The sequence below is a fragment of the Azohydromonas australica DSM 1124 genome, from assembly GCF_000430725.1.
In the GTDB taxonomy this organism is placed as follows: Bacteria; Pseudomonadota; Gammaproteobacteria; order Burkholderiales; family Burkholderiaceae_C; genus Azohydromonas; species Azohydromonas australica.
In genome coordinates, this window is record NZ_KE387206.1 from 187673 (window position 1) to 207131 (window position 19459).

The window sequence follows — 19459 nt, forward strand, 5'->3', positions numbered from 1 at the left end:
AGGAGTAGCAAGTGGCATTGGGATCGATCGCTAAGCGCAAGTTCGACGTCGTCATCGTCGGTGCCGGTGGTTCCGGCATGCGCGCCTCGCTGCAACTGGCCCGTGCGGGCCTCAACGTTGCCGTGCTGTCCAAGGTGTTCCCCACGCGTTCGCACACGGTGGCCGCGCAGGGCGGCATCGGCGCCTCGCTGGGCAACATGAGCGAGGACAACTGGCACTACCACTTCTTCGACACCGTCAAGGGCTCCGACTGGCTCGGCGACCAGGACGCCATCGAGTTCATGTGCCGCGAAGCGCCGAAGGTCGTGTACGAGCTTGAGCACTTCGGCATGCCCTTCGACCGCAACCCGGACGGCACCATCTACCAGCGCCCGTTCGGCGGCCACACCGCCAACTACGGCGAGAAGCCCGTGCAGCGCGCCTGCGCCGCGGCGGACCGCACCGGCCACGCGATGCTGCACACGCTGTACCAGCAGAACGTCAAGGCGCGCACGCAGTTCTTCGTCGAGTGGATGGCGCTGGACCTGATCCGCGACGCCGAGGGCGACGTGGTGGGCGTGACGGCGCTGGAGATGGAAACCGGCGAGGTGCACATCCTCGAAGGCAAGACCGTGCTGCTGGCCACCGGCGGTGCCGGCCGCATCTTCGCCGCCAGCACCAACGCCTTCATCAACACCGGTGACGGCCTGGGCATGGCCGCGCGCGCGGGCATCCCGCTGCAGGACATGGAGTTCTGGCAGTTCCACCCCACCGGCGTGGCCGGCGCGGGCGTGCTGCTGACCGAGGGCTGCCGCGGCGAGGGCGCCATCCTGCGCAACGTCAACGGCGAGCGCTTCATGGAGCGCTATGCCCCGACGCTGAAGGACCTGGCGCCGCGCGACTTCGTCTCGCGCTGCATGGACCAGGAGATCAAGGAAGGTCGCGGCTGCGGTCCCAACAAGGACTACGTCGTGCTGGACATGACGCACCTTGGCGCCGAGACCATCCTCAAGCGCCTGCCCTCGGTGTTCGAGATCGGCCACAACTTCGCCAACGTCGACATCACCAAGGAGCCGATCCCGGTCGTGCCCACCATCCACTACCAGATGGGCGGCATCCCGACCAACATCCACGGCCAGGTGGTGGTCCCGAACAACGGCATCCCCAACGAGGTCATCAACGGCCTGTACGCGGTGGGCGAGTGCTCCTGCGTGAGCGTGCACGGCGCCAACCGCCTGGGCACCAACTCGCTGCTGGATCTGCTGGTGTTCGGCAAGGCTGCGGGCAACCACATCGTCGACACGGCACTCAAGACCAAGTCGCACAAGCCGCTGCCGGCCGACGCCGCCGACCGCACCCTGGCGCGCCTGGCCCGCCTGGAGGCCAGCACCTCCGGCGAGTACGCGCAGGACGTGGCCAACGACATCCGCAAGACCATGCAGCAGCACGCGGGCGTGTTCCGCACGCAAAAGAGCATGGACGAGGGCGTCAAGGCGATCAACGAAGTCGCCTCGCGCGTGGGCAGCATCACGCTCAAGGACAAGAGCAAGGTGTTCAACACCGCGCGCATCGAGGCGCTGGAGGTGGAGAACCTCATCGAGGCCGCGCAGGCCACGATGGTGTCGGCCGCGGCCCGCAAGGAAAGCCGTGGCGCGCACACCGTCAACGACTACGCGGACAGCCCCGAGTTCGCGAACGGCCGCAACGACCGCGACTGGCTCAAGCACACGCTGTTCTACAGCGAAGGCCGTCGCCTCGAATACAAGCCGGTCAACATGAAGCCGCTGACGACGGAATCCATTCCGCCGAAGGTCCGTTCGTTCTGAGAGAAGTACAGCCATGGCAAAGCGCACCTTCCAGATCTACCGCTACGACCCCGACAAGGACGCCCGGCCCTACATGCAGACCCTCGAGGTCGAGCTCGACGGCTCCGAGCGCATGCTGCTGGACGCCCTGGTCAAGCTCAAGCAGGTCGATCCGTCCCTGAGCTTCCGCCGCTCCTGCCGCGAAGGCGTGTGCGGCTCGGACGCCATGAACATCAACGGCAAGAACGGCCTGGCCTGCCTGACCAACATGCGTTCGCTGCCCGGCACCGTGGTGCTCAAGCCGCTGCCGGGTCTGCCCGTGGTCCGCGACCTGATCGTGGACATGACGCAGTTCTTCAAGCAGTACAACTCGATCAAGCCGTACCTCGTCAACGACAACACGCCGCCCGACAAGGAACGGCTGCAGTCGCCCGAGGAGCGCGAGGAGCTCAACGGCCTGTACGAGTGCATCCTGTGCGCGAGCTGCTCCACGAGCTGCCCGAGCTTCTGGTGGAACCCCGACAAGTTCGTGGGTCCTGCCGGCCTGCTGCAGGCCTACCGCTTCATCGCCGACAGCCGCGACCAGGGCACCGCCGAGCGTCTGGACAACCTGGAGGATCCGTACCGGCTCTTCCGTTGCCACACGATCATGAACTGCGTGGACGTGTGTCCGAAGGGCCTGAATCCTGCTGGCGCGATCAGCAAGATCAAGGAACTGATGGTCCGCCGCGCGGTGTAAGCACCACCGGTCAGCACTCCGAAAGCCTGCCATGGACAATCTTCTCGATGCCCGTGCACTGAGCAAGCTCAAGTGGCGCTGCCGCCGCGGGCTGCTGGAGAACGACCTGCTGATCGAGCGCTTCTTCCAGCGTCACGAGGCCACGTTGACCGTGGCGCAGGGAGAGGCGCTGTCCGCGCTCATGGAGCTGTCGGACAACGACCTGCTGGACCTGCTGCTCCGCCGCAAGGAGCCGCAGGGCGAACTCGATCGTGAGGATGTGCGTGCGCTGCTGGCGCAACTGCGCACGCCGCCGATGCAACCGAATTGACGTGAAAGGGAACCCCCCGATGAATGCCTCCGACGTGAAAGCCACCCTGTCGTTCTCGGACGGCAGCCCCTCCATGGACCTGCCCATCTACAAGGGCAGCATCGGCCCGGATGTGATCGACATCCGCAAGCTGTACGGCCAGACCGGCAAGTTCACCTACGACCCCGGCTTCCTGTCCACCGCCTCCTGCCAGTCCGCGATCACCTACATCGACGGCGACAAGGGCGAGCTGCTGTACCGCGGCTACCCCATCGAGCAGCTGGCCACCAACTGCGACTTCCTCGACACCTGCTACCTGCTGCTGTACGGGGAGCTGCCCAACGAGCAGCAACAGCGCGACTTCCACAAGCTCGTGAACAACCACACGATGGTGAACGAGCAGATGCAGTTCTTCCTGCGTGGCTTCCGTCGCGATGCGCACCCGATGGCCGTGATGACGGGCCTGGTGGGCGGTCTGTCGGCCTTCTATCACGACAGCACCGACATCAATAACCCGAAGCACCGCGAGATCGCGGCGATCCGCCTGATCGCCAAGATGCCCACGCTGGTGGCGATGGCCTACAAGTATTCGATCGGCCAGCCCTACATCTATCCGAAGAACAACCTGTCCTACGCAGGCAACTTCATGCGGATGATGTTCGCCACGCCGTGCGAGGAGTACGAGCCCAACGACGTGCTGGTGCGCGCGATGGACCGCATCTTCATCCTGCACGCCGACCACGAGCAGAACGCCTCCACCTCCACGGTGCGCCTGTGCGGTTCCTCCGGCACCAACCCGTTCGCGGCCATCGCCGCGGGCGTGGCCTGCCTTTGGGGACCCTCGCACGGCGGCGCCAACGAGGCCTGCCTGAACATGCTGGAAGAGATCCAGCAGATGGGCGGCGTCGAGAAGATCGGCGAGTTCATCAAGCAGGTGAAGGACAAGACCTCCAGCGTCAAGCTGATGGGCTTTGGCCACCGGGTCTACAAGAACTACGACCCGCGCGCCAAGCTGATGCGCGAAACCTGCCACGAGGTGCTCACCGCCCTGGGCCTGGAAAACGACCCGCTGTTCAAGCTGGCCATGGCGCTGGAGAAGATTGCGCTGGAAGACGAGTACTTCGTCTCCCGCAAGCTGTACCCGAACGTGGACTTCTACTCGGGCATCGTGCAGCGCGCCATCGGCATCCCGGTGAGCCTGTTCACCGCGATCTTCGCCCTGGCCCGCACCGTGGGCTGGATCGCCCAGCTCAACGAGATGATCGCCGACCCCGAGTACAAGATCGGCCGTCCGCGCCAGCTCTTCGTCGGCGCCGAGCGCCGCGACGTGCCCCCGCTGGACAAGCGCTGATCGGCACCCGCCCTTGGCGCAGCGCGCCGGGGGCTCCAGCCTCTCAAGAACCCCGGCCTGGCCGGGGTTTTTTCATGGGCGCGCGGCCGCGCCGTGCCGCTGTCCGGGACGCCGCCGCTGCGGGACGGGCACGGCGCACATCGCCGCGGCACGGCCTCGCTATGCTGCGCGCCGCCACTTTTCCCGGAAGCCCCATGCAAGCTACCCATTCCCGCCGCCGCGCGCTCCTCGCACTGCCGCTGGCCGCTCTTGCCGTCACCCTGGCCGGCCCCGCCGCAGCGCAAGTGAAACGCTACCCGGACCACCCCGTCACCTTCATCGTGCCGTTCCCGGCCGGCAGTGCCACCGACCAGCTCGCGCGCGTGCTGGCCGAGCACGTGGGCCGTGCCGCGGGGCAGACCGTGATCATCGACAACAAGCCCGGCGCCAACGGCACCATCGGCACCGCTGCGGCGGCCAAGGCGCCGGCCGACGGCCACAGCTTCCTCATCGCCACCAGCACCACGCACGCGGCCAACGCTTCGCTCTACCGCAAGCTGCCCTACGACCCGATCAAGGACTTCGCACCGGTGAGCCGGCTGGCGGAGATTCCTTTCGTGATGCTGGTGCATCCGTCGGTGCCGGCGGACACGGCGCAGAAGTTCGTGGCCTACGTCAAGGCCAACCCCGACAAGCTGGCCTGGGGCTCGGGTTCCAGCGGCAGCCTGATCCCGGGCCACGCGCTGGTGTCGGCCAACAACCTGCGCATGACGCACGTGCCCTACAAGGGCGTGCAGCCGGCGATGACGGACACCATGGGCGGCCAAACGCAGCTGGTGTTCGCCGACTTCTCTTCCGGGCTGCCGCAGATCAAGGCGGGCAAGCTGCGCGCGCTGGCCGTGACCTCCGCAGCCGAGCATCCGATGCTGCCGGGCGTGCCGCCCATGTCGGTCGTGGTGCCGGGCTTCGAGATGACGGCCTGGTTCGCGATGTACGCCCCCGCAGCCACGCCGGCGGCGGCCGTGAGCCAGATGAACCAGTGGGTGCGCGCGGCCCTGGCCGACCCGGCCGTGAAGGCCAAGCTCGCCCCCTCGGGCTTCGGCCTCACGCCCAGCAGCCCGCCGGAGCTGGGCCTCTTCGCCGCCAAGGAAACGCTCAAGTGGGCCAAGGCGGTGCAGGCGGCGGCGATCCAGCCGGAGTGAGCGCGGCAGCTGCCAGGGCCCACGTGCCCTGGCACCTTGTCGTTGCGGGAAAAGATCATGAAATCGGGAGAAGGCCTCGTCGTTGAAGCAGCGGTCGCTAGCGGAAAATTCGTGTCTAAATGTCATGAAAAACAAAAATCTTCCGACCGGCGACATATCGGTGCGCATCGACTTACTGCGCTACGTGCTCATCCTGGGCGTCGTGTTGCTGCACTCGCTGCCTTACGCTGCCATTACAGAGCTGCCGCCTGATCCCACCGCTTTTGAATGGACGAAGTCCTTCATCCAGAACATCCTGTTCCGGATGTCGGTGCCGATACTGGGCTGCATTTCCGGATACCTGCTGTTCCGGCCAAAAGGCAGGAGCTACGCCGAGATACTGGGCCAGCGCAGCCGGACGATATTCGTCCCGATGCTGTTCTGGAACGCCTTTGCCTTTGCCCTCCTGTACCTGTCCGCGCTGGGAACGGGGACGGCGTCGGAGGTATATCCATTACAGGCTTGGCGGACGCTGGACGGCCTGCTGGGCGTGACCCGGGCGCCCTGGGATTACCCGCTGAATTTCCTGCGCGACCTGATGCTGCTGGTGGTCATGACCCCGGTGCTGCGGTTTTTGCTCGAACGCGCGTCCTATGCGGGTTTTGCGCTGTGGAGCGCTTTCTTCTTCTTCGATCTGGACGGGCATCTGATGACCCGGCCGGACCTGCCGGTGACCTACGCCCTGGGCGCGCTGGCGGCGGTGCGCCAATGGGATTTGCGCGCGCTGGACCGCTTCGCTGGCCTTTGCCTAGCCCTGCTGGTCGGCGTGTGCATCGTCATGATGGTGAACCGGGTTGCGGACCGTAAATGGTTCACCGTCTTCGCGCCTTTCCTGATCTGGTCCGCCAGCAGCCTGCCGGCCCGGTTCACCTTGGTGCGGCAATGGACGCCACGGCTGGCCGTGGTCAGCTTCTTCATCTACGTGTTTCACGCCTTCCCGCTGAAGGCCATCGCCATGGCGTTGAACGAGGTTCCGCTCCTGCCGCGCGAGCTGACTTGGTTCCTGGCACCCGCGCTGACGATCATGGCCTGCCACGTCCTGTTCCATCTCCTGAGCCGGATCTGCCCGCATGGGCTGGGCCTCGTGACCGGCGGACGCATCAGCGCCCGCAAGCCCGAGCCCCGCGCGCCGAAGGGCGTGCCCGCTTGATCCGCTGAGTCCGCCGCCACCCGGGTCCGGGCGGCGGCGGCTACTTCATCCAGCGCCGAATCGCGAAGCTGAGCCCGTCCACCAGCGCCACCAGCGTGAACATGCCGATCAGCACGGTGGCCGTCTTGCCCATGTGGAACAGGCCCATGTGGAAGGCCAGCAGCTGCCCCAGGCCGCCGGCGCCCACCACGCCCAGCACGGCGGCGGCGCGGATGTTGTTCTCCCAGCGGTAGAGCGTGTAGGAGAGCAGCTGCGGCAGCACCTGCGGCAGCGTGGCGTAAGCCAGCACGCGCCAGCCCGTCAGCCCTTGCGTGCGCAGCGCGGTGGCGGCGTCGCGCGGGGCGTTCTCCATCGCCTCGGCGAACAGCCGGCCCAGCACGCCCGAGGTGTGCAGCGCCAGCGCCAGCGTGCCGGCGAAGGGGCCCAGGCCCGCGGCGATCAGCAGCAGCGCCGCCCACACCAGCTCCGGCACCGCGCGCAGCGCGTTGAGCAGCAGCCGGGCCACGCCGCGCAGCCGCGCGCGGTCGCCCTCGTGGTGGCGGCTGGCCGGCAGCGCCAGCGCCAAGCCGCCCAGCGCCGCCAGCAGCGTGCCCAGCGCCGACATCGCCAGCGTCTCCAGCGAAGCCCACGCCACGCGCTTCACGAACACGGGCGACAAGTCGGGCGGGAAGAACTCGCCCAGGAAGCGGCCCATCTGGCCCAGCGCTTCCAGCGAGAGGAAGGCGGCCCACTGCAGGTCCAGCGACCAGAAGCTAGCCACGACCAGCGCCAGCGTGGCGGCCATGATCCAGCAGCCCTTGCAGCGCGCGTTGAACAGCGGCGGCGGCAGCCGCCAGGGTGGGTTGGCGGCGGTGGTGCCGTGGCGTCGTCTCATGTCCGTACCCCGCTCAACCAAGTTGCCGCCGCAACGCGGCGCTCATGCGGTCGGCCAGCGCCACCAGCGCCACGAACACCAGCAGCATGGTGGCGACCTCGCCGCCGCTGAACATCTTCATGGAGCTGTCCATCTGCTGCCCCAGGCCGCCCGCGCCCACGAAGCCCAGCACCACCGAGCTGCGGATGGCGCATTCCCAGCGGTACACGGTGTAGGAGGCCAGCTCCGCGGCGTTCTGCGGCAGCAGCGCGTAGCAGAAGGCCTGCAGCCGCCCGGCGCCGTTGCGCAGCAGCGCCTGCGTCGGCGGCGCCTCGCCGCTGTCCAGGATCTCAGCGTAGACCTTGCCCAGCATGCCGCCGTAGGTCAGCGCGATGGCGAGCACGCCCGGCGTGGGCCCCAGCCCGGCCACGCGCACGAACACCAGCGCCCACACCAGCTCCGGCACGCTGCGCAGCACGATCAGCGTCCAGCGCACGGCCTGGCGCAGCGCGCGCGGCAGCGGCGCCATGCGCCCGGACAGCAGCGACACCGACAGCGCCTCGGTGGCCAGCAGCGCGCCGGGCACGGCGATGAACAGGCCCAGCACGATGCCGGCCGTGGCCATCGCCACGGTGCGCCAGGTCTCCCGGGCCACCATCTGCAGGAACTCCGCCGAGTGCGCCGGCGGGAAGAAGCTGCCCAGGAAATTCAGGATCGGCTCGCGGCTGCCGGGCGCCCACAGCTGCGCGGGCCGGAACTCGGTGAGCGTGAGCAGCGGCCACAGCAGCACCAGCGCCGTGACGGTCCAGGACACGCGGGCGATCCACGCCGGGTCGCGGCGCGGGGGCAGGGCGGCGCTGCTCATCGGCAGTGCATCACCGCCGGGCGCGGGCCCAGCGCGGGCGTGTCCGTCGGCGCCGCCGGAGCGTGCAGTTCGTCCTCGTGCTGCGCGTAGAGCTGTCGCAGCCGCTCGGCCGTGACCTGCGCCGAGGGCAGGTCGAAGAACACGGCGCCGTCGCGCAGGCCGATGACGCGCGGGAAGCGCTGCAGCGCCACGTCCACCTGGTGCAGCGAGGCCAGCAGCGTCGCGCCGCGCGAGCGCGCCTCGTCCAGCAGCACCGCCATGGCCTGCTCGGCGCGGCGCGGGTCCAGCGCCGACAGCGGCTCGTCCACCAGCCACAGGCTTGCGGGCGCCAGCAGCGCGCGCGCCAGGCCCACGCGCTGGCGCTCGCCGCCGGAGAGTCGGTCCACGCGCTCGAAGAGCTTCTCGGCCAGGTCGAAGCGCTCCAGCGCCGCGTGCGCGCCGGGGATGTCCACCGGGTAGAACAGCGAGCGCAGGCTGGTCCACAGGCCCATGGCGGGCAGCCGCGCCGCCAGCACCGAGGTGATGACGCGCTGGCGCGGCGGCAGCGGCGGTACCTGCGGCGCCAGCAGCAGCCGCCCGCGCAGGCGCTGCAGCGCGCGCCCGGGCAGCGACCAGGGCTCGGTGCCGTCGATCTCGACGCGCCCCGAGGCCGGGCGCAGCGCCGCGGCGGCGACCTGCAGCAGCGTGGTCTTGCCGGCGCCGGAGGGGCCGATCAGCGCCACCTGCTCGCCGGCGCGCAGCGAGAGCGTGATGCCGTGCAAGGCGGGCGCGGCGCCGCGCCGCGCCGCGGGATGGGCCGCCTGGACCTGTTGCAGGGACAAATGCATGGGAATCCGGGGAATACGACTGTCGGCGGCCGGGAGGGAGAACTGCCTCGGCGCAAGGCCGCGACTGTAAGCGCAGCCGCCCAATCGCCCGGCGCCGCGCCCGCATACCCATAAGGCATGCTGCGCCAAGAGCGCCTCAATTCAAAACATCAGGCCAGCGGATGCCGGCGTGCACCTGCCGGATATTCCTGCACCGCGCGGTATTTCCAGGCCGTGCTCCGGCCCGGAGGGGCCTCAGAAAGCATGGCTGAAGCTCAAATAATATTCATCGGGCACGAAGCCCAAACTGCGGTAGAGCGACTGTGCGGGCAGGTTGTCACGCGCGGTCTGCAGGCTGATCCAGGCGGCCCCGCTGGCGCGGGCATGCTCCAGCGCCTGCTGCATCAGGGCCTTGGCCACGCCGCGCTGGCGCCAGTCCGGGGCGACGAACAGGTCGTTCAGGATCCAGGCGCGCCGTGCCGACACCGAGGAGAAAGTGGGGTAGAGCTGCGTGAAGCCGGCCAGCTCCTGCGCGCCGGCCGAAGCGACGAAGATCACCGAATCCCGCAGCTGCAGCCGCTCGGCCAGAAAACTGCTCGCCAGCGGCAGATCGCCGGCCTGCCAGTAAAACGTCCGGTAATCGTTGAACAGCACCGACAGCGCCGCCAAATCCTGCGGCCCGGCAAGTCTGACCACGAAACCGCTCTTCGAATCCAACGCCATGCCCAACCTCACCGGTGAAGACATTTCCAGGGAGTTTTCCACCGGACTGCAAGAAAGGCCCGGCCGGAAATCTCCGGCCGGCGGGCCATTTCAACTGAGCCTGAAATTGTAATACTTTCTGTTACAGAGCGGTTGCCTTGATGTGCCGGGCGGCGAAGGCGGCGGTCGCCCGCCGCCCAGGGTGCTTACAGCAGCCCGGCGCTGCGGGCCGCGCCCTCGATGCTCTTGTAGTTCTCGGCCTTGGTGGGGATGAAGCGCGTGGCGCGCTGCAGCTCCAGCACCTGCTGGCCTTCGGGCGTGGACTTGTCCAGGGCCAGGAAGGCGGCGCTGAGCTTCTCGCGCTGCGCCGCGGGCATGTCGGCGTGGACGGTCCAGTTGTAGTCGTAGTAGGCGGGCGTGGTGTAGAAGGCGCGCACGCGGCTGGTGTCCACCTTCTTGTCGGCCACGAACTTCTCCCACACCGAGATGTTCAGCGCGCCGGCCTGCACCTTGCCGGAGGCGACGGCGGCGATGGTGGCGTCATGCGCGCCGCTGAAGGCCACGCGCTTGAGGTCGCGCTCGGGCTCGATGCCCGCGGCCAGCAGGAAGTGGCGCGGCATCAGGTGGCCGCTGGTGGAGCTTTGCGAGCCGAAGCTCAGGTCGCGGCCCTTGAGGTCGGCCAGGCTCTTGATGGCCGGGTCGGCCGTGATGAACACCGAGCGGAACTTCTCGTCCTCTTCCCGCTGCACCAGCGGGATCACCTTGCCGCCGGAGCGCACGTTGGCCTGCACGAAGGTGAATCCGCCGAACCAGGCCAGGTCCACCTTGCGGTTCACCAGCGCCTCCACGGCGGCGGCGTAGTCGGTGACGGGCGTGTACTCGACCTTCATGCCCAGCTTGCCCTCCAGGTACTTCATCAGCGGCGCCGCCTTGCGTGCCAGCTCCGTCGGCGACTCGTCGGGGATGGCGGTGACGCGAAACACCGTCTGCTGCGCCTGGGCGCCGACCAGGGCGGTCAGCAGCGAGGCGGCCAGCAGGGTGCGGCGGGCGAGGGAGATGGAGGTTTTCATCGGGACCGGTGGGCTTGTTGGCGAAGGAGCGGAATTAAACCGTAGTTGCACCCGGTGGCAGCTTGGCGGGGGGCGGCTGCCTAGAGTGGGCCGGATGCATGAGCTTCTGCCGAATTTCATCGAAGCCCCGGCCACCGCGCCGGCCCGCCACGCCACCGAGCTGGCCGCCGGGCTGCTGAGCCGGCCCGCCCGCGTGTCGCCCAAGCACCTGTACGACCCGCTGGGCTGCCGGCTGTTCGAGGCCATCACCGAGCTGCCCGAGTACGCCGCCACGCGCACGGAGGCGGCCATCCTGGCGGCGCACGGCGATCACATCGTGCGCGCGCTGGGTACGGGCATGACGCTGGTGGACCTGGGAGCGGGCAACTGCGCCAAGGCGGCATCGCTGTTCGACTTGCTGCGGCCGGCGCGCTACGTGGCGGTGGACATCGCGGCCGGCTTCATCCGCGACGCGCTGCAGGCGCTGCAGCTGCGCCACCCGGCGCTGCCGATGACCGGCGTGGCGCTGGACTTCTCCCAGGAGCTGGCGCTGCCCGAGGCGCTGGGCGGCGGGCCGCGGCTGATGTTCTATCCCGGCTCCAGCATTGGCAACTTCGAGCCGGCGCACGCGCGGCGCTTCCTGCGGCAGGCGCGCGAGCAGTGCCAGGGCGGGGCGCTGCTCATCGGCGTGGACCTGGTGAAGCCGCTGGCGCAGCTGCTGCCGGCCTACGACGACGCGCTGGGCGTCACGGCCGCCTTCAACCGCAACCTGCTGCTGAACGTGAACCGCCAACTCGGCAGCGACTTCGACCCGGCCGACTGGGCGCACCTGGCCTGCTTCGACGCCGACGCCTCGCGCATCGAGATGCACCTGCGCGCGCTGCGCGCCGTGCGGGTGCGCTGGGACGGCCAGCAGCGCGACTTCGCCGCGGGCGACACCATCCACACCGAGAACTCCTACAAGTACCGCATCGAGCAGTTCGACGCGCTGCTGCACGCGGCGGGGTGGTCCGACACGCGCTGCTGGACGGACGCGGAGCAAGGGTTCGCGGTGTTCGGGGCGAAGGCGTAGCGGGCCGGAGTCCCCGCCGCGGCAGGGCGCAGCGGCCGGCCGCTATAACCGCGGCCCATGAGCTGTACCCGTCCCCGTATCTGCCTTGTCACGCCCGCGCTGGCCGCCGCCAACAACGGCAACTGGCACACCGCCAGCCGCTGGGCACAGATGCTGGACGGGCCGTTCGAAGTGCTGCTCACCGACCGCTGGCGCGGCGAGGCGGCGGACGTGCTGCTGGCGCTGCATGCGCGCCGCAGCGCTGAGAGCATCGCCGCCTGGGCCGGCGCGCAGCCGGATCGGCCCGTCGCCCTGGCACTGACCGGCACGGACCTCTACCGCGACATCCACCATGACGCTGCCGCCCAGCGCTCGCTGGCGCTGGCGCGGCGCCTGGTGGTGCTGCAGGAGCGCGCCGTGGACGACGTGCCCGCGGCCTGGCGCGGCAAGGCGGTGGTGTGCTTTCCCAGCGTGGAGCCGCTGGCGGCGCCGCCGCGGGCGCCGGTGCCGCCGCTGAGCCTGGTCATGGTCGGCCACCTGCGCCCGGAGAAGGACCCGCCCACGCTCTTCGCCGCGCTGCGCCGGCTGGCCGGGCGCGGCGACTGGCGCTTCGAGCACGTGGGTGCCGCGCTCGACGAGGCCCTGGGCGCGCAGGCCCGGGCGCTGCAGCGGGAGCTGCCCGCCTACCAGTGGATCGGCGCCCTGGAGCACGCGGCCACGCGCGAGCGCATCGCCCGCGCGCACGTGCTGGTGAACGCCAGCGTGGTGGAGGGCGCGCCCACCGTGGTGGTGGAGGCGGTGGCCAGCGGCACGCCGGTGCTGGCCTCGCGCATCCCGGGCCACCTCGGGCTGCTGGGCAGCGATTACCCCGGGCTGTTCGAGCCGGGCGATGCCGGCGCGCTGGCGACCCTGATCAAAAACGTCCTGGACGAGCCCGCTATGCTGCCAGCCCTGTCCCAGGCCGCCGCGCGGCGTGCGCCGCTGTTCGAGCCGGCGCGCGAGCAAGCCACCCTGCGCGCCCTGATGGCCGAGCTGCTGGAGATCCCCTGTCCATGAACACCACCACGACCCCGCCCCGCCTGACCTCGCTTTCGCACGGCGGCGGCTGCGGCTGCAAGATCGCCCCCGGCGTCCTGGCCGAGATCCTCAAGACCACCGCCGCCATGCCGGTGCCGCCGCAGCTGCTGGTGGGCATCGAGACCGCCGACGACGCCGCGGTCTACCAGCTCAACGACGAGCAGGCGCTGATCGCCACCACCGACTTCTTTATGCCGATCGTGGACGACCCCTACGACTTCGGCCGCATTGCCGCCACCAACGCCATCTCCGACGTCTACGCCATGGGCGGCACGCCGATCATGGCGCTGGCGCTCGTGGGCATGCCCATCAACGTGCTGCCGGCCGAGACCATCGGCCGCATCCTCGAAGGCGGCCAGTCGGTGTGCCGCGAGGCCGGCATCCCCATCGCCGGCGGCCACACCATCGACTCGGTCGAGCCCATCTACGGCCTGGTGGCGCTGGGCCTGGTGCACCCGAAGCGCGTGCGCCGCAACGCCGACGCGCGTCCCGGCGACCGCCTGGTGCTGGGCAAGCCGCTGGGCGTGGGCGTCTACTCCGCCGCGCTCAAGAAGGAAAAGCTCGGCGCCGAGGGCTACGCCCACATGATTGCCAACACCACCAAGCTCAACACGCCGGGGCCGGCGCTGGCCGAGCTTGCGGGCGTGCACGCGATCACCGACGTCACCGGCTTCGGCCTCGCCGGCCACGCGCTGGAGCTGGCGCGCGGCGCCGGCTGCCGCGTCCGCCTCGACTGGAGCGCCGTGCCGCTGCTGCCCGGCGTGCGCGAGCTGGCCGCCCAGGGCTTCATCACCGGCGCCTCGGGCCGCAACTGGACCGGCTACGGCGCCGAGGTGGCGCTGGGTGCCGGCCTGGGCGACCTGGAGCGTTCGCTGGTGACCGATCCGCAGACCAGCGGCGGCCTGCTGGTGAGCTGCGACGCGGCCTCCGTGCCCGACGTGCTGGCGCTGTTCCGCCGCCACGGCTTCGAGCACGCCGCCGAGATCGGCGAGGTGCTGCCGGCCGGCGAGGGCGCCCGGCTGCTGGTCGGCTGAGTTACTGATTGTTTGCCAGCCTTCGCGCTGCGCGAAGGCTGGATTGCGAAACGCCGATGACCCTTCGCGTGGCGCCAAGGCACCATACGCAGCCTTGCCGAACACCACCATGCGTTTCGACCTTCTCAGCCTCAACCTCGTGCTCGCGATTGCCGAGACCGGCAGCCTCACGCGCGCTGCCGAGCGCGAGCACCTGGCGCTGGCGGCCGCGAGCAAGCGGCTGTCGGATCTGGAAGCGCGGCTGGGCGTGGTGCTGTTCGAGCGCCGCGCGCGCGGCGTGGAGATCACCGACGCGGGCCGCGCGCTGGTGCGCCACATCCGCTCGCTCAACGCCTCGCTGCACGCGCTGGAGAGCGAAGTCGTCGAGTACGCGCGCGGCCTCAAGGGCCACCTGCGACTGGCGGCCAACGCCAGCGCGATTGCCGAATGCCTGCCGCCGCCGCTGGCGGCCTTCACGCGCGCCAATCCGCTGATCCGCATCAGCCTGGAGGACATGACCAGCGCCGAGGTGCAAGCGGCTGTTGCCGAGGGCCATGCCGACGTGGGCATCTTCGTGCCGCCGCTGCTGGAGCCGCAGCTCGCCACGCGGCCGTGGCGCCGCGGCACGCTGGCCGTGATCGTCCCGGCCGGGCACGAGCTGGCCGACGAGGCGTCGGTGCGCTTCGAGTCCCTGCTGGACTACGACCTGGTCGGCCTGCACGTGGGCGCCGCGGTGCAGGAGTTCATGCGCGAGCAGGCCAGCGAGCGCGGGCGCGTGCTCAACACCCGGCTGCAGGTGCACGGCTTCGACGCCATCGCGCAGCTCGTGGGCGCGGGCCTGGGCGTGGCGATTCTGCCGGCCGTGGTGGCCGAGCGCTTCAGCCAGCTCTTCGACCTGCAGGTGCTGCAACTCGACGAGGCCTGGGCCGAGCGCGAGTACCAGATCGCCGTCCGTTCCCAGCAGCGCCTGCCCGCCCTGGTGCAGCGCTTCATCGATTCCCTGGCTGCGCCGGCTCCCGCCGCCGACGCGCTTCTTCCAACCTGACCCCGACGCCATGAACACCGCACGCACGCTCTACGACAAGCTGTGGGATGAACACGTCATCCACACCGAGGAAGACGGCACCGCCATCCTCTACATCGATCGCCACCTGGTGCACGAAGTCACCAGCCCGCAGGCCTTCGAGGGGCTGCGCCTGGCGAACCGCAAACCCTGGCGCAACAGCTCCATCGTCGCCACCGCCGACCACAACACGCCCACCACGGGCTGGGAGCGCGGCTACGACGGCATCGACGACCCGATCAGCAAGCAGCAGATCACGACGCTGGACGCCAACATCCGCGCCTTCGGCGCCGCGGCGTACTTCCCGTTCATGGACCAGCGCCAGGGCATCGTGCACGTCATCGGCCCGGAGAACGGCGCCACGCTGCCGGGCATGACCGTCGTGTGCGGCGACAGCCACACCAGCACCCACGGCGCCTTCGGCGCGCTGGCGCACGGCATCGGCACTAGCGAGGTCGAGCACGTGATGGCCACGCAGACGCTGCTGGCCAAGAAGGCCAAGAACATGCTGGTCAAGGTCGAAGGCCCGCTGCCGCGCGGCTGCGGCGCCAAGGACATCGTGCTGGCCATCATCGGCAGGATCGGCACCGCCGGCGGCACGGGCTACACGATCGAGTTCGGCGGCTCGGCCATTCGCGCGCTGTCGATGGAAGGCCGCATGACGGTGTGCAACATGGCCATCGAGGCCGGCGCCCGCGCGGGCCTGGTGGCGGTGGACGAGGTCACGCTGAACTACGTCAAGGGCCGTCCCTTCGCGCCGCAGACCGACGCCGAGTGGGAGACCGCCGTGGCGCACTGGCGCACGCTGCACTCCGACCCGGGCGCGCACTTCGACCACGTGGTGGAGATCGACGCCGCGCAGATCAAGCCGCAGGTGACCTGGGGCACCTCGCCGGAGATGGTGCTGTCCATCGAGGACCGCGTGCCCGATCCCGACCACGAGAAGGACGCCGTCAAGCGCGGCGCCATCGAGCGCGCGCTGGCCTACATGGGCCTGGAGCCGGGCAAGCCGCTGGCCGACGTGCACGTGGACAAGGTGTTCATCGGCTCCTGCACCAACAGCCGCATCGAGGACCTGCGCGAGGCCGCGGCGGTGGTCAAGCGCATCGGCGGCAAGGTGGCCTCCAACGTTAAGGCCGCGCTGGTGGTGCCGGGCTCGGGCCTGGTCAAGGCGCAGGCCGAGCGCGAAGGGCTGCACGAAGTCTTCAAGGCCGCGGGCTTCGAGTGGCGCGAGCCGGGCTGCTCGATGTGCCTGGCCATGAACGCCGACCGGCTGGAGCCGGGCGAGCGCTGCGCCAGCACCTCCAACCGCAACTTCGAAGGCCGTCAGGGCAACGGCGGCCGCACGCACTTGGTGAGCCCGGCCATGGCCGCCGCTGCGGCCATGCAAGGCCACTTCGTGGACGTGCGCCGCATCGCCTGACAACCAACGCCCCGAGGACATCCACATGCAAGCCTTCACCGTGCACCAGGGCCTGGTGGCCCCGATGGACCGCGAGAACGTCGACACCGACGCGATCATCCCGAAGCAGTTCCTGAAGTCGATCAAGCGCACGGGCTTCGGCCCGAACCTGTTCGACGAGTGGCGCTACCTGGACCACGGCGAGCCGGGCCAGGACATCGCCACGCGCAAGCCCAACCCGGACTTCGTGCTCAACCAGCCGCGCTACGCCGGCGCGTCGATCCTGCTGGCGCGGCGCAACTTCGGCTGCGGCTCCAGCCGCGAGCACGCACCCTGGGCGCTGGAGCAGTTCGGCTTCCGCGCGCTGATCGCGCCGAGCTTCGCCGACATCTTCTTCAACAACTGCTTCAAGAACGGGCTGCTGCCGGTGGTGCTGCCCGAGCACGAGGTGGACAAGCTGTTCGACGACGTGGCGGCCTTCCCGGGCTTGCAGCTCACCATCGACCTGCCGCGCCAGCGCGTGGTGCGCCCGGACGGCACCGAGCTCGAATTCGACGTGCAGCCCTTCCGCAAGTACTGCCTGGTCAACGGCTTCGACGACATCGGCCTGACGCTGCGCCACGCCGAGAAGATCGCCCGCTTCGAGGGCGAGCGCCTGGCCCGCATGCCCTGGCTGGCCAACACCGGCCGCTGATCACGAACACCCATCTGGAGAAGAGAACATGAAGATTGCAGTGCTGCCGGGCGACGGCATCGGTACCGAGATCGTGGCCGAGGCCGTGAAGGTCCTCAACGTGCTGGAGCTGCCGCTGGAGATGGAAGAGGCGGTGGTGGGCGGCGCGGCCTACGAGGCCAAGGGCCATCCGCTGCCGGACGCCACGCTGCAGCTGGCCAAGGACGCCGACGCGGTGCTGTTCGGCGCCGTGGGCGACTGGAAGTTCGACAAGCTGGAGCGCGCGCTGCGCCCCGAGCAGGCGATCCTGGGCCTGCGCAAGCACCTGGGCCTGTTCGCCAACCTGCGCCCGGCGCTGTGCTACGAGCAGCTCACGCACGCGTCGAGCCTCAAGCCCGAGCTGGTGGCGGGTCTGGACATCCTGATCATCCGGGAGCTCACGGGCGACATCTATTTCGGCCAGCCGCGCGGCCGCCGCACGGCCGTGGACGGCCACTTCCCCGGCGCCGAGGAAGCCTTCGACACGATGCGCTACTCGCGCCCGGAGATCGAGCGCATCGCGCACGTGGCCTTCCAGGCCGCGCGCCGGCGCGGCAAGAAGGTCACCAGCGTGGACAAGGCCAACGTGCTGGAAACCTTCCAGTTCTGGAAGGACGTCGTGACCGAGGTGCATGCCCAGTACCCGGACGTGGAGCTGGAGCACATGTACGTGGACAACGCCGCGATGCAGCTGGTCAAGGCGCCCAAGAAGTTCGACGTGGTTGTCACCGGCAACATGTTCGGCGACATCCTCTCCGACGAGGCGGCGATGCTCACGGGCAGCATCGGCATGCTGCCGTCGGCCTCGCTGGACGCGAACAACAAGGGCCTTTACGAGCCCAGCCATGGCAGCGCGCCGGACATCGCCGGTAAGGGTGTTGCAAACCCCCTGGCTACAATCCTGTCCGCAGCCATGATGCTCCGTTACACCCTCGCCCAACCCGAAGCCGCCGACCGCATCGAATCGGCGGTGCGCGCCGTGCTGGCCGCGGGTCTGCGCACGCCCGACATCTACAGCGACGGCACCCGCAAGGTGGGCACGCGCGAGATGGGCGACGCCGTGGTGGCGGCCATTACCGGCAAAACGATTAAGGGCTGATTCAGCTCCGGTTCGTCTCGCCCATCCCCTGGACCCCGGCGAACGAGCCGGGAAAGCTGGGGTCCGGGAAGCAGTAATTTCAAAGGATTGACGATGGCACTCGTGGGATTGGTGGGCTGGCGCGGCATGGTCGGCTCCGTGCTGATGGAGCGCATGCGCGCCGAAGGCGACTTCGAGCTGATCGAGCCGCTGTTCTTCTCGACTTCCAACGCCGGCGGCAACGCCCCGGCCATGGCCAAGAACGAGACCAAGCTGCAGAACGCGTTCGACATCGACGCGCTCAAGCGCTGCGACATCATCCTCACGGCCCAGGGCGGCGACTACACCAGCGAGGTCTATCCCAAGCTGCGCGCCGCGGGCTGGAACGGCCACTGGATCGACGCGGCCTCCACGCTGCGCATGAAGGACGACGCCGTCATCGTGCTGGATCCGGTGAACCTGCCCGTGATCAAGGACGCGCTGGCCAAGGGCGGGCGCAACTGGATCGGCGGCAACTGCACCGTGAGCTGCATGCTCATGGGCGTGGGCGCGCTGTACAAGGCCGGCCTGGTCGAGTGGATGAGCACCCAGACCTACCAGGCCGCGTCCGGCGGCGGCGCGCAGCACATGCGCGAGCTGCTGACGCAGTTCGGCACGCTCAATCATGAAGTGCGCGACCTGCTGGCCGACCCGACCAGCGCGATCCTGGAGATCGACCGCCGCGTCATCGAGAAGCAGCGCACGCTGGAAGACGCCGAGAAGGCCAACTTCGGCGTGCCGCTGGGCGGCTCGCTGATCCCCTGGATCGACAAGGACCTCGGTAACGGCATGTCGCGCGAGGAGTGGAAGGGGATGGCCGAGACCAACAAGATCCTCGGCCAAGGCGAGGGCTTCAGCAGCCCCGCCGTGCCGGTGGATGGCTTCTGCGTGCGCATCGGCGCCATGCGCTGCCACAGCCAGGCGCTGACCTTCAAGCTCAAGAAGGACGTGCCGCTGGCCGACATCGAGGCCATGATCGCCGCCGACAACCAGTGGGTGAAGGTGGTGGCCAACAACCGCGAGGCCACGGTCCGCGACCTCACGCCGGTGGCCGTGACGGGCACGCTGACCATCCCGGTGGGCCGGCTGCGCAAGCTGGCGATGGGCCCGGAGTACCTGGGTGCCTTCACCATCGGCGACCAGCTGCTGTGGGGCGCGGCCGAGCCGCTGCGCCGCATGCTGCGCCTGCTGATCGAGACTCGATAAGAAACAAACG

General features: G+C 69.3%; 19 protein-coding genes. 14 read left to right on the top strand and 5 right to left on the bottom strand.

Annotation, left to right across the window (positions count from 1 at the left end; translation table 11 throughout):
* Positions 1–77 precede the first annotated feature (77 nt).
* The 6 genes from sdhA to H537_RS0126730 all read left to right on the top strand — a co-directional run bounded on the left by sdhA (position 78) and on the right by H537_RS0126730 (position 6533).
* Positions 78–1805, top strand: a complete 1728-nt coding sequence (gene sdhA, locus H537_RS0126705; protein ID WP_238446825.1) for a succinate dehydrogenase flavoprotein subunit — start codon at positions 78–80, stop codon at positions 1803–1805.
* 13 nt (positions 1806–1818) lie between these two features.
* Positions 1819–2523, top strand: a complete 705-nt coding sequence (locus tag H537_RS0126710) for a succinate dehydrogenase iron-sulfur subunit (RefSeq protein ID WP_029000306.1) — start codon at positions 1819–1821, stop codon at positions 2521–2523.
* A gap of 31 nt (positions 2524–2554) precedes the next feature.
* Positions 2555–2833 carry an FAD assembly factor SdhE gene (locus H537_RS0126715; RefSeq protein ID WP_029000307.1) on the top strand — a complete coding sequence of 93 codons (279 nt, stop codon included), beginning with the start codon at positions 2555–2557 and terminating at the stop codon, positions 2831–2833.
* A 19-nt stretch (positions 2834–2852) separates the two neighbouring features.
* Positions 2853–4163 (top strand): citrate synthase, encoded by a 1311-nt coding sequence (gltA, locus tag H537_RS0126720; protein ID WP_029000308.1) that lies wholly within the window; start codon positions 2853–2855, stop codon positions 4161–4163.
* 194 nt (positions 4164–4357) lie between these two features.
* Entirely contained in the window at positions 4358–5344 is a 987-nt protein-coding gene (locus tag H537_RS0126725) for a Bug family tripartite tricarboxylate transporter substrate binding protein (RefSeq protein WP_029000309.1), read from the top strand.
* Between the two features lie 124 nt (positions 5345–5468).
* Complete coding sequence (locus tag H537_RS0126730) at positions 5469–6533, top strand: acyltransferase family protein (RefSeq protein ID WP_084150962.1); 1065 nt, start codon at positions 5469–5471, stop codon at positions 6531–6533.
* Between the two features lie 40 nt (positions 6534–6573).
* Here H537_RS0126730 and phnE read toward each other — a convergent pair whose 3' ends face one another.
* The 5 genes from phnE to H537_RS0126755 form a co-directional block, all read right to left on the bottom strand.
* Positions 6574–7407, bottom strand: coding sequence for a phosphonate ABC transporter, permease protein PhnE (phnE, locus tag H537_RS0126735; protein ID WP_029000311.1), 834 nt, complete (start codon positions 7405–7407; stop codon positions 6574–6576).
* A gap of 13 nt (positions 7408–7420) precedes the next feature.
* Positions 7421–8251, bottom strand: a complete 831-nt coding sequence (locus H537_RS0126740) for a PhnE/PtxC family ABC transporter permease (RefSeq protein WP_029000312.1) — start codon at positions 8249–8251, stop codon at positions 7421–7423.
* Complete coding sequence (locus H537_RS0126745; RefSeq protein ID WP_029000313.1) at positions 8248–9078, bottom strand: phosphonate ABC transporter ATP-binding protein; 831 nt, start codon at positions 9076–9078, stop codon at positions 8248–8250. Before H537_RS0126745 ends, H537_RS0126740 begins: the two co-directional genes overlap by 4 nt.
* 234 nt (positions 9079–9312) lie before the next feature.
* Positions 9313–9780, bottom strand: a complete 468-nt coding sequence (locus tag H537_RS0126750; RefSeq protein ID WP_043460167.1) for a GNAT family N-acetyltransferase — start codon at positions 9778–9780, stop codon at positions 9313–9315.
* Positions 9781–9965: 185 nt separating this feature from the next.
* Entirely contained in the window at positions 9966–10829 is an 864-nt protein-coding gene (locus H537_RS0126755) for a putative selenate ABC transporter substrate-binding protein (protein WP_029000315.1), read from the bottom strand.
* A 94-nt stretch (positions 10830–10923) separates the two neighbouring features.
* Between H537_RS0126755 and egtD the strand changes: the two genes are divergently transcribed.
* The 8 genes from egtD to asd all read left to right on the top strand — a co-directional run bounded on the left by egtD (position 10924) and on the right by asd (position 19449).
* Complete coding sequence (gene egtD, locus H537_RS0126760) at positions 10924–11880, top strand: L-histidine N(alpha)-methyltransferase (RefSeq protein ID WP_029000316.1); 957 nt, start codon at positions 10924–10926, stop codon at positions 11878–11880.
* 57 nt (positions 11881–11937) lie between these two features.
* Complete coding sequence (senB, locus tag H537_RS0126765) at positions 11938–12915, top strand: selenoneine biosynthesis selenosugar synthase SenB (protein WP_043460169.1); 978 nt, start codon at positions 11938–11940, stop codon at positions 12913–12915.
* On the top strand, positions 12912–13970 hold the full coding sequence (selD, locus tag H537_RS0126770) for a selenide, water dikinase SelD (RefSeq protein WP_029000318.1): 1059 nt from the start codon (positions 12912–12914) through the stop codon (positions 13968–13970). The genes senB and selD overlap by 4 nt, the downstream gene beginning before the upstream one ends.
* Before the next feature lie 109 nt (positions 13971–14079).
* Positions 14080–14994 carry a LysR family transcriptional regulator gene (locus H537_RS45705; protein WP_043460257.1) on the top strand — a complete coding sequence of 305 codons (915 nt, stop codon included), beginning with the start codon at positions 14080–14082 and terminating at the stop codon, positions 14992–14994.
* Between the two features lie 10 nt (positions 14995–15004).
* Positions 15005–16435 carry a 3-isopropylmalate dehydratase large subunit gene (gene leuC / locus H537_RS0126780; protein ID WP_029000319.1) on the top strand — a complete coding sequence of 477 codons (1431 nt, stop codon included), beginning with the start codon at positions 15005–15007 and terminating at the stop codon, positions 16433–16435.
* Between the two features lie 25 nt (positions 16436–16460).
* Positions 16461–17108: a 3-isopropylmalate dehydratase small subunit gene (gene leuD / locus H537_RS0126785; protein ID WP_029000320.1), complete on the top strand. Its 648-nt coding sequence runs from the start codon at positions 16461–16463 to the stop codon at positions 17106–17108.
* Positions 17109–17136: 28 nt separating this feature from the next.
* Positions 17137–18225: a 3-isopropylmalate dehydrogenase gene (gene leuB, locus H537_RS0126790; RefSeq protein ID WP_029000321.1), complete on the top strand. Its 1089-nt coding sequence runs from the start codon at positions 17137–17139 to the stop codon at positions 18223–18225.
* Positions 18226–18318: 93 nt separating this feature from the next.
* The gene (asd, locus tag H537_RS0126795) at positions 18319–19449 is read left to right on the top strand and encodes an aspartate-semialdehyde dehydrogenase (RefSeq protein WP_043460171.1); all 1131 of its coding nucleotides are present in this window, start codon (positions 18319–18321) and stop codon (positions 19447–19449) included.
* Positions 19450–19459 lie beyond the last annotated feature (10 nt).

Coding starts and splice junctions, on each gene's coding strand:
- H537_RS0126750 (WP_043460167.1), bottom strand. CDS start 9,780: ATGGCGTTGGATTCGAAGAGCGGTTTCGTGGTCAGACTTGCCGGGCCG.
- selD (WP_029000318.1), top strand. CDS start 12,912: ATGAACACCACCACGACCCCGCCCCGCCTGACCTCGCTTTCGCACGGC.
- H537_RS45705 (WP_043460257.1), top strand. CDS start 14,080: ATGCGTTTCGACCTTCTCAGCCTCAACCTCGTGCTCGCGATTGCCGAG.
- sdhA (WP_238446825.1), top strand. CDS start 78: ATGCGCGCCTCGCTGCAACTGGCCCGTGCGGGCCTCAACGTTGCCGTG.
- H537_RS0126745 (WP_029000313.1), bottom strand. CDS start 9,078: ATGCATTTGTCCCTGCAACAGGTCCAGGCGGCCCATCCCGCGGCGCGG.
- gltA (WP_029000308.1), top strand. CDS start 2,853: ATGAATGCCTCCGACGTGAAAGCCACCCTGTCGTTCTCGGACGGCAGC.
- H537_RS0126710 (WP_029000306.1), top strand. CDS start 1,819: ATGGCAAAGCGCACCTTCCAGATCTACCGCTACGACCCCGACAAGGAC.
- asd (WP_043460171.1), top strand. CDS start 18,319: ATGGCACTCGTGGGATTGGTGGGCTGGCGCGGCATGGTCGGCTCCGTG.
- H537_RS0126755 (WP_029000315.1), bottom strand. CDS start 10,829: ATGAAAACCTCCATCTCCCTCGCCCGCCGCACCCTGCTGGCCGCCTCG.
- egtD (WP_029000316.1), top strand. CDS start 10,924: ATGCATGAGCTTCTGCCGAATTTCATCGAAGCCCCGGCCACCGCGCCG.
- H537_RS0126740 (WP_029000312.1), bottom strand. CDS start 8,251: ATGAGCAGCGCCGCCCTGCCCCCGCGCCGCGACCCGGCGTGGATCGCC.
- leuC (WP_029000319.1), top strand. CDS start 15,005: ATGAACACCGCACGCACGCTCTACGACAAGCTGTGGGATGAACACGTC.
- H537_RS0126725 (WP_029000309.1), top strand. CDS start 4,358: ATGCAAGCTACCCATTCCCGCCGCCGCGCGCTCCTCGCACTGCCGCTG.
- leuB (WP_029000321.1), top strand. CDS start 17,137: ATGAAGATTGCAGTGCTGCCGGGCGACGGCATCGGTACCGAGATCGTG.
- H537_RS0126730 (WP_084150962.1), top strand. CDS start 5,469: ATGAAAAACAAAAATCTTCCGACCGGCGACATATCGGTGCGCATCGAC.
- leuD (WP_029000320.1), top strand. CDS start 16,461: ATGCAAGCCTTCACCGTGCACCAGGGCCTGGTGGCCCCGATGGACCGC.
- phnE (WP_029000311.1), bottom strand. CDS start 7,407: ATGAGACGACGCCACGGCACCACCGCCGCCAACCCACCCTGGCGGCTG.
- H537_RS0126715 (WP_029000307.1), top strand. CDS start 2,555: ATGGACAATCTTCTCGATGCCCGTGCACTGAGCAAGCTCAAGTGGCGC.
- senB (WP_043460169.1), top strand. CDS start 11,938: ATGAGCTGTACCCGTCCCCGTATCTGCCTTGTCACGCCCGCGCTGGCC.